The 7006-nt window shown below is 42.1% G+C and carries 7 protein-coding genes; 4 read left to right on the forward strand and 3 right to left on the reverse strand.

Going from position 1 to position 7006, the window contains the following annotated elements:
* Positions 1 to 3 precede the first annotated feature (3 nt).
* The 3 genes from PL11201_RS20580 to cruF all read right to left on the reverse strand — a co-directional run bounded on the left by PL11201_RS20580 (position 4) and on the right by cruF (position 3038).
* Positions 4 to 555, reverse strand: a complete 552-nt coding sequence (locus PL11201_RS20580) for a Panacea domain-containing protein (RefSeq protein ID WP_079680735.1) — start codon at positions 553 to 555, stop codon at positions 4 to 6.
* Positions 556 to 770: 215 nt separating this feature from the next.
* On the reverse strand, positions 771 to 2000 hold the full coding sequence (gene cruG / locus PL11201_RS20585) for a 2'-O-glycosyltransferase CruG (protein WP_144017836.1): 1230 nt from the start codon (positions 1998 to 2000) through the stop codon (positions 771 to 773).
* A 120-nt stretch (positions 2001 to 2120) separates the two neighbouring features.
* Entirely contained in the window at positions 2121 to 3038 is a 918-nt protein-coding gene (cruF, locus tag PL11201_RS20590; RefSeq protein WP_079680736.1) for a gamma-carotene 1'-hydroxylase CruF, read from the reverse strand.
* Positions 3039 to 3308: 270 nt separating this feature from the next.
* On the opposite strand from cruF, the gene PL11201_RS20595 reads away from it, so the two are divergent.
* The 4 genes from PL11201_RS20595 (at position 3309) to PL11201_RS20610 (ending at position 6971) form a co-directional block, all read left to right on the forward strand.
* On the forward strand, positions 3309 to 4496 hold the full coding sequence (locus PL11201_RS20595; protein WP_079680737.1) for a F420-0:Gamma-glutamyl ligase: 1188 nt from the start codon (positions 3309 to 3311) through the stop codon (positions 4494 to 4496).
* Between the two features lie 122 nt (positions 4497 to 4618).
* Positions 4619 to 5830, forward strand: coding sequence for a GNAT family N-acetyltransferase (locus PL11201_RS20600; RefSeq protein ID WP_079680738.1), 1212 nt, complete (start codon positions 4619 to 4621; stop codon positions 5828 to 5830).
* Positions 5831 to 5832: 2 nt separating this feature from the next.
* The gene (gene ruvX / locus PL11201_RS20605; protein ID WP_079680739.1) at positions 5833 to 6270 is read left to right on the forward strand and encodes a Holliday junction resolvase RuvX; all 438 of its coding nucleotides are present in this window, start codon (positions 5833 to 5835) and stop codon (positions 6268 to 6270) included.
* 107 nt (positions 6271 to 6377) lie between these two features.
* A complete protein-coding gene (locus PL11201_RS20610) occupies positions 6378 to 6971 on the forward strand; it encodes a DUF3727 domain-containing protein (RefSeq protein ID WP_079680740.1) in 594 nt (197 codons plus the stop codon).
* The last annotated feature ends 35 nt before the right edge of the window (positions 6972 to 7006 follow it).

The following is a 7006-nucleotide window of genomic DNA, read 5'->3' on the forward strand; positions in this document are numbered from 1 at the left end:
AAACTATGGGTGTGGATTTTGCAAATGTTCAAGCAGTTCTTCGGAATTATCAAAGGTTTTGATCATATCTTCCACATTAATTATATCGTTCTCATCCGCAGATTCCCAGGCGCGATCATGACTTAACTGCGTAAGCTCTGCAAAAGATAAATTTCCATATTTTGTTGCTGAATGTTCTAAACATTCAATATCAGAATCACTCAAAAAATCTGTATTAGACTCTCTTAGTTTTTTGATGTCATGCTTATCAACTATCTTGAAAGCATGAAGAACCTGTTCAGATATTTCTCTAGGTGGCTGAAAGCTAGGAGACAAATCTCCACGCACTAATTTCAGTAAATCATAAATCTGACTTGGTACGGGGCCATGTTTCATGGCGTAATAGCTATCGCCAAAAATAAGTCTCCCATATCTTTCTAAGTGTTCCTTATCTGCAAAATATAAAACTTTAGAAACACGATGCAACGTTGGTTGAGCCTTATTCTCTAATAGCTCTAATATGTAAAGAACAGATTCTATTCCTTTCTCAATATTAAAATCAAATTGGTATTCCATAAGAATATTTCCCTAATTACACTAACAAACAATTCCTGACACCATTACAGAAACACAAAAATTCAGTAATCGGCACTCTTGGCAAGTAGTAATCGGATGTTTCAATTATAGCAATACTAAGGACAGTTTTCTAAGACTTAACAAATATTTGCAAACACAAAATTAGACTTGGAAAAAAACCAGATAATCAAAAATTCATCATCAATTTTTAGGTTTTAATTCTTTTCATAGGTTCTCCCTCGCCATTGAATTTGAGTCTGAGTTGCTGATATCCATAATCGTAATACGGCGACCGGATCAGCTAAGGGAGATAACCAAAATACCCAAGGCATTTGAGCTTGACTCAAATCATAGGATAAAGAAATTGCGGCGGTTAATATTATCCGTAAAAATACTAAAAAACCGTTTAATCCTAATAGGGTTAAACTCAAAAAACCGGGTAAGGAAAGGTTAGAAGAAAAGCCTAGATTAATGAGTAATAATGGTAAGGGTAAAGCCTGAACTGCTAATAAGAGAAATAAATCTCCCCATAGTTGGGTTTTAGAACAAGCATCTTTGAGATCGAGCGATCGCCCCCAACCCTCCCAAGTATCTTTTAACCCATCATACATTCTCACCGTTAACACATTTGCTCCATCTAAAAAACCCACTTTAAAGCCTTGTTGAGCGATATTTCTGGCTAAAGTTACATCATCACAAAAGGAATTTTTAGCACTCGAATATCCCCCGACTTTTTCTAATACCGAACGCCGACATAAAAAACATTGACCATTTGCCATGACTCGTTCGGGTTTTTGGGGCGATAAATCCGGTGATCCAAACCGATAAACTAAAGTCATTAATAGGGCAGGTTGTAACCACAATTCCCCTGGATATTTAAGAATAAATTTACAGGATAGGGATAATAAATCATATTGATTGGCGATCGCAGTTTTCACCACACTCGCCACTAAACCCGGTTGCGGGAGCGTATCCGCATCAATGCCTAAAATCCATTCACTTTTTTCAGAACTATTTAAAAAACCCGTATTTAAAGCCCAAGGACGACCCACCCATTCTGGAGGTAAGGGATCATCTAAAATCAGTCTAAATCTCGGATCAGATTCAGCAAATTTTTCAATAATATCCTGGGTTCCATCCTGGGAATGACTATCAACAATTAGGATTTCTCGTACTTCATAACTTTGCCGTGTTAGCCCTTCTAAACAGGGCGTTACCCTGGCAGCTTCGTTCAAGGTAGGAACCACAATACTCACAGTTCCTAAGAGTTCTAAGGTGGGGTTTTGCGGTTGCAGAGGCGGAACCCGAATCGCCCCTTTTAATAACCGAGACAATAAAATAATTGCGGCGGGAATTTGCAAGAGTAATATAACCCCAAAAAATAATATAACCCAGGAATTAGTCTCTAAAAAATCAGGAATTGTTAATAAAATTGGATTCAACATTAAAATTAGTATAGAAGGGAATAGGAAACACAAAGGTACAAAGAAGAATAATTAAGAGGATATTAAATATTTTCCCATAAAAAAGAATGGGCAAAGCCCATCCTCTTTAAATCTTAATGCTTACTTTGCAACCACTTCAACGGCTGAGGGAGTAATATTATCACTAGATAATAAACTTTCCATGGTATCTAAAGAGGGTTTAGCATTCCACCAGAAAACGATCGCCGGAACCACTCCAAATAGAATACTTAAAGCCACGGGAAACAGGAAACGAGCATCTAATTCGACAACGGTAATCGCCGCTCCAAAAAAGAAATTGGTGATATAAACAATCAGAGGTAAGGTTAATTGGGAGCGAGACAAAGCAATCGGAGTTTTGCGCCATAAAAACGCCCCAACGCCCATAAAAATAAAGCCAGTTCCCATCCATCCAGCTAAATTACGATAGGGCATTCCAAAGAATTCACCAACTTCTTGAAATTGCCAAAAGGGAAAAGTAGCCTGACTCATGGCGGGGTCTAATACTAAGTCCCAAGCGGTTAGTAATATAGCCCCTAACGCTAAGACTGAAAGTTGACGTACCCAACTGTCTCCCATTTTTAATTTTAAACCCGCCCGGGCTAACAAATAGCAAGTTAAGCCCATATAGAACCAAGATAATGGAATAGTAAAGGGAACCAGTCCGGCGATTTTATAACCTAAACCACTCAAATATTGATAATGACCAAAGGGAAATCCGGTGCTGGTTCCTAAAAGTTCACTGGATAAGGATAACAATAGGGATGGAATCATAAAAGCTAAGGTTGTTCCTAACCCTAAAGTTCTATAGCCATATAATGCCAGCGTCGCTGCCCCAAAAACAATATAAGCTACGCCTCCGGTCGCCATACTCCAGACGAAGATATTCATCCCCATAGGAGGTAAATTAGCGACCAGTTCAGGGTTCGGGAGAATAAACAATAACCCTGTCAGTCCAAATAGGGTTGACACAACGTGAGCCGTGAGGCAAAATCGTTCCGCAATTGACTTGTGCTTCATGGGACTCCTTGAAAAAGTATTAAGATACGTCAAGCGTTTTGGGTGAATTTTACAAATCTTTAAACAAGGATATACCCTTTTGTGCTAGATCAGGTGTACTCTCCCCCCATATCCCGGTGGGATAAGTCTTATTAATACTTTGGGGCACTTAGAGGTTGTTTTTATAATTTAACTTAAGAATTTTAGAACAGACGGGCTGCGGTAGGATGGGAGTGCAAATCGGATGTCGGTTTGCATTAACTACGCAAATTTAAAAGGGGAAGTGGTGTAATGGCAGCAGGTTTGAGCCTGGTAACAACAGCCGCATTAGTTTTACTAGGTTTAGGAACATTGGGGCTAGAAATTCAATATCGTCTGCGTCCGGGGAATAAACTAGAACTCACACAGGGAGAATGGAATCTGGATTTATCCGACGACCGCCATTATGTCTTGCGGGGAGAACTGGAGTTCCAGAACCTGACCTCAAATCTGGAGATTATGATACCGGAAGTCAGAGCCCAACTGACCCTTTTGTCTAAAGCGAGTTTAGACGGGGTGAAACACACAATTAAAGTGATTCCCGCCCATATTGATGCAGGTGCTAGGGAAGATAACTATTGGTTTGGGTATATTGTTAAAGCCCAAAAAACCACCCGCATTAAAGTTTTAATTGAAATCGAAGGGATTGATCTCAGAGCTTTACAATCGGCTTGGGTGAAAGTTAAGTATCTGACCTACGGGCCCCAAGGACGCATCCCCAAAGTGCGCCACCTTGTCCTCCCTCTCCAATATCCCGATCCGACCCTGGCTCCGAATAAACGAGTCGTAGAAGGAGTTGCCGAAGTTTATCCGATTCGTACCCATTTATTAACCCATATCGATGATCCCGTTGAGGTGATTAAAAGGTATGTGCTTCCCCATGCTCAAGCCGGGGATATTGTCACCTTGGGAGAAACCCCCGTCGCCCTAATGCAAGGACGATTTTATCATCCTAGCCAAATCAAGCCGGGATGGGTGGCTCAACGGGTCTGTTATTTCTTTATGCCTACTTCCAGTTTAGCCACGGCCTGCGGGATGCAAACCTTAGTGAATCAGGTCGGATCAGCCCGGGTATTATTTGCTATCGTGGTAGGAACTATCGCCAAACTGCTCGGGAAACCAGGGGTGTTTTATCAATTGGCTGGAGAACAAGCCCGATTGATTGATGATGTGACCGGAACCCTACCCCCCTATGATCAATTTATTGTCTTAGGGCCAGATGATCCTCAAAACGTGGTCAACACCCTACAAAAAGAAACGGGATTGGGAGCGGCAATTGTAGACGTGAATGATTTAAAAGCCGTTAAAATATTAGCAGCAACCTCCGGTCTTTCCCCTGCTTTGATCGAGCAAGCCTTAAGAAGTAATCCCGCCGGAAATGCCGATGAGCAAACCCCACTGGTACTCATTCGCCCTTTATCAGTGATCAGTCATCAGTAATCAGTTATCAGTGTCAGAGTCTCAGTTGAAACCTACTGATTATTAATTGAATCTTAACTGTTTAGAATTAACTGCCCATTGCAGATCACTGTATTAGGGGCGGGTTTACCTAGGTTTATGTAATGAATTTATTTCTTTCCCAAAATCAAAACCAGTTTAATCTTCGCCCGTTTCAATACCGAGACTTAGAGGCGATTGAACAGCTATATGACCAAGCTGATGACACGGCGTCGGCCCAGGAGTTAGAATACCTGCGTCGGTGGTATGGGTTGCTAAAATTTTTAAGTTGGTTTCCGAACCCCTGCCAAAATTTATTTAATGCCTATATTGCTGAACAATTCGGTCAAGTTTTGGGGATGATTAAGGTCTCTCCCTTCAACACCACCCGCAGCACTTGGCGAATTGATCGAGTATTTGTAGATCAGTTAAATAATCAAAGCAGTATCGGTTCACAACTGTTACGGTATTGTTTTGAAACCCTTTGGGAAGCACGAACCTGGCTATTAGAAGTGAATGTTAATGATAGCGGTTTGATGGCACTCTATCGGCAAAATGGGTTTCAACCCTTAGCTCAAATCACCTATTGGGTGGTGGAACCGGAACTACTGCAAACCTTGGCAAATTCTCAACCGGATTTACCCAACCTCTTACCCGTCAGTAATGCGGATGCCCAACTGCTGTATCAACTAGATACGGTTTCCATGCCTCCGTTGTTGCGACAAGTATTTGACCGTCATATTTTAGATTTTAAAACCAGTTTTATTCAGGCTCTTGTGGATGCGATCAAACAATGGTTTAGCCGCAGTGAACAGGTCAGTGGCTATGTGTTTGAACCCCAACGAAAAGCGGCAATTGGATATTTTCAGGTGCAGTTATCCCGGGATGGCAGTCAACCCCATGTTGCTGAGTTAACCGTGCATCCGGCCTATACCTGGCTTTACCCCGAATTACTATCCCAGATGGCCCATTTAGCCCAGGAATTTAGCCCCCAGTCCCTAAAATTGGCATCGGCTGACTATCAACCCGAACGAGAAGCCTATTTAGAAAAAATTGGAGCCACCCGGGTGGAACATACCTTGTTAATGTCCCGTTCCGTTTGGCATAAATTACGGGAGTCTAAATCTTCCCTGGAAGGGTTGCAATTATCCGATGTCTTACCAAGTTGGCAACCTGCCCATAAACCCGTACCCACTCCGATGTCTTGGTTGGGGCCAACGGTTAAACATCCTTCCCCAGTACAAAAATCTACCGTCGAGGGGATCTCTGAAACACCGGAATTAGACCCGAAAAACTCCACCCAAAAGTCCTTAGATTTACCGTCTGATCCTGTGTAATTATGGGAAAATCCCTGTTTATTTCCGCCTTGGGATTAGATATTGGTCGTAAACGGATTGGTGTCGCCGGTTGTGATGGTACGGGCTTAATTGCGACGGGACTCACTACAATTCTGCGACGTTCTTTTGCCCAGGATATTGCTCAATTTCAAGACCTGGTACAGCAGAGGCAAGTACAGGTATTAGTGGCAGGTTTACCCTACCATCTCGACGGTTCTTTGGGTTCTCAGGCTAAATATACACAAAACTATGCTCAACGGTTAGCCCATGCCTTGAATTTACCCCTGGAATATATGGATGAACGGCTCACTTCCTACCAAGCAGAACAATTAATGATTGCGGACAATATTGCTCCCTCTCGCAATAAAAGCATGATTGATCGCAAAGCCGCCGCCTTGATTTTGCAACAATGGTTAGACCAGAGGAGGCAGGGGAAGTAGGGGGAGCAGGGGGAGCAGGGGGAGCATGGGGAGTAGTGATTATTTTATCCCTGAATAAGTTGTTACCAGTAACGTTTAATATGGTTAAAAATAGTACGATATAAATGATGTTCCCATCTAAATTTCCCGAAGAAAATGGACGTTCTGAGGAAGAACAAGTGACCGTGACCCTGACGGACGAACAGGGGCGATCGCTCGTTTGCGTCTTACAATCCTCAATTGAGTTAGAAGGTCAAGATTATGGGTTACTTCTACCCGTGGACTCGCCCATCGAAATTCTAACTTGGAATGACGATGAGGATGATGATGAATCCGCAGTTCCGGTGGAATCAGAAGAAGAAATTGACAGAATTTTTAAAACGGCTAAAGCGGTTTTAGCAGAACACAATTTGGATCTGAAACGAACAGGAATTACCCTAACCGCAGCCGGGGAATTACCAGATTTTCCCGAGGATGGAGACTCGAATCTGGATCTGGATTCTGCTGAACCCGATGAACAAGAATATGAGGAACTGCTCTGGTTAGCCAGTTTCTACCATGAGGAACAGGAATACGGTATTTATACCCCGGCTGATCCATTTTTTATTCTGGCTAAAGCCAATGAAGAAGGAGAATATAAACAACTATCCCCTGAAGAATTTAAAAGGTTAGAACCTCTTTTACCCCTAATTGAAGATCAACTTTTTGATGCTTTGGATTAACAGATTTAGGTCTATTTATACCCTTTCTCTGATAA

Source organism: Planktothrix sp. PCC 11201, assembly GCF_900009135.1.
GTDB lineage: Bacteria > Cyanobacteriota > Cyanobacteriia > Cyanobacteriales > Microcoleaceae > Planktothrix.

Excerpts from the sequence above, each read along its gene's own strand:
- PL11201_RS20580 (WP_079680735.1), bottom strand. The coding sequence starts at position 555 with ATGGAATACCAATTTGATTTTAATATTGAGAAAGGAATAGAATCTGTT.
- cruG (WP_144017836.1), bottom strand. The coding sequence starts at position 2,000 with ATGTTGAATCCAATTTTATTAACAATTCCTGATTTTTTAGAGACTAAT.
- cruF (WP_079680736.1), bottom strand. The coding sequence starts at position 3,038 with ATGAAGCACAAGTCAATTGCGGAACGATTTTGCCTCACGGCTCACGTT.
- PL11201_RS20595 (WP_079680737.1), top strand. The coding sequence starts at position 3,309 with ATGGCAGCAGGTTTGAGCCTGGTAACAACAGCCGCATTAGTTTTACTA.
- PL11201_RS20600 (WP_079680738.1), top strand. The coding sequence starts at position 4,619 with ATGAATTTATTTCTTTCCCAAAATCAAAACCAGTTTAATCTTCGCCCG.
- ruvX (WP_079680739.1), top strand. The coding sequence starts at position 5,833 with ATGGGAAAATCCCTGTTTATTTCCGCCTTGGGATTAGATATTGGTCGT.
- PL11201_RS20610 (WP_079680740.1), top strand. The coding sequence starts at position 6,378 with ATGTTCCCATCTAAATTTCCCGAAGAAAATGGACGTTCTGAGGAAGAA.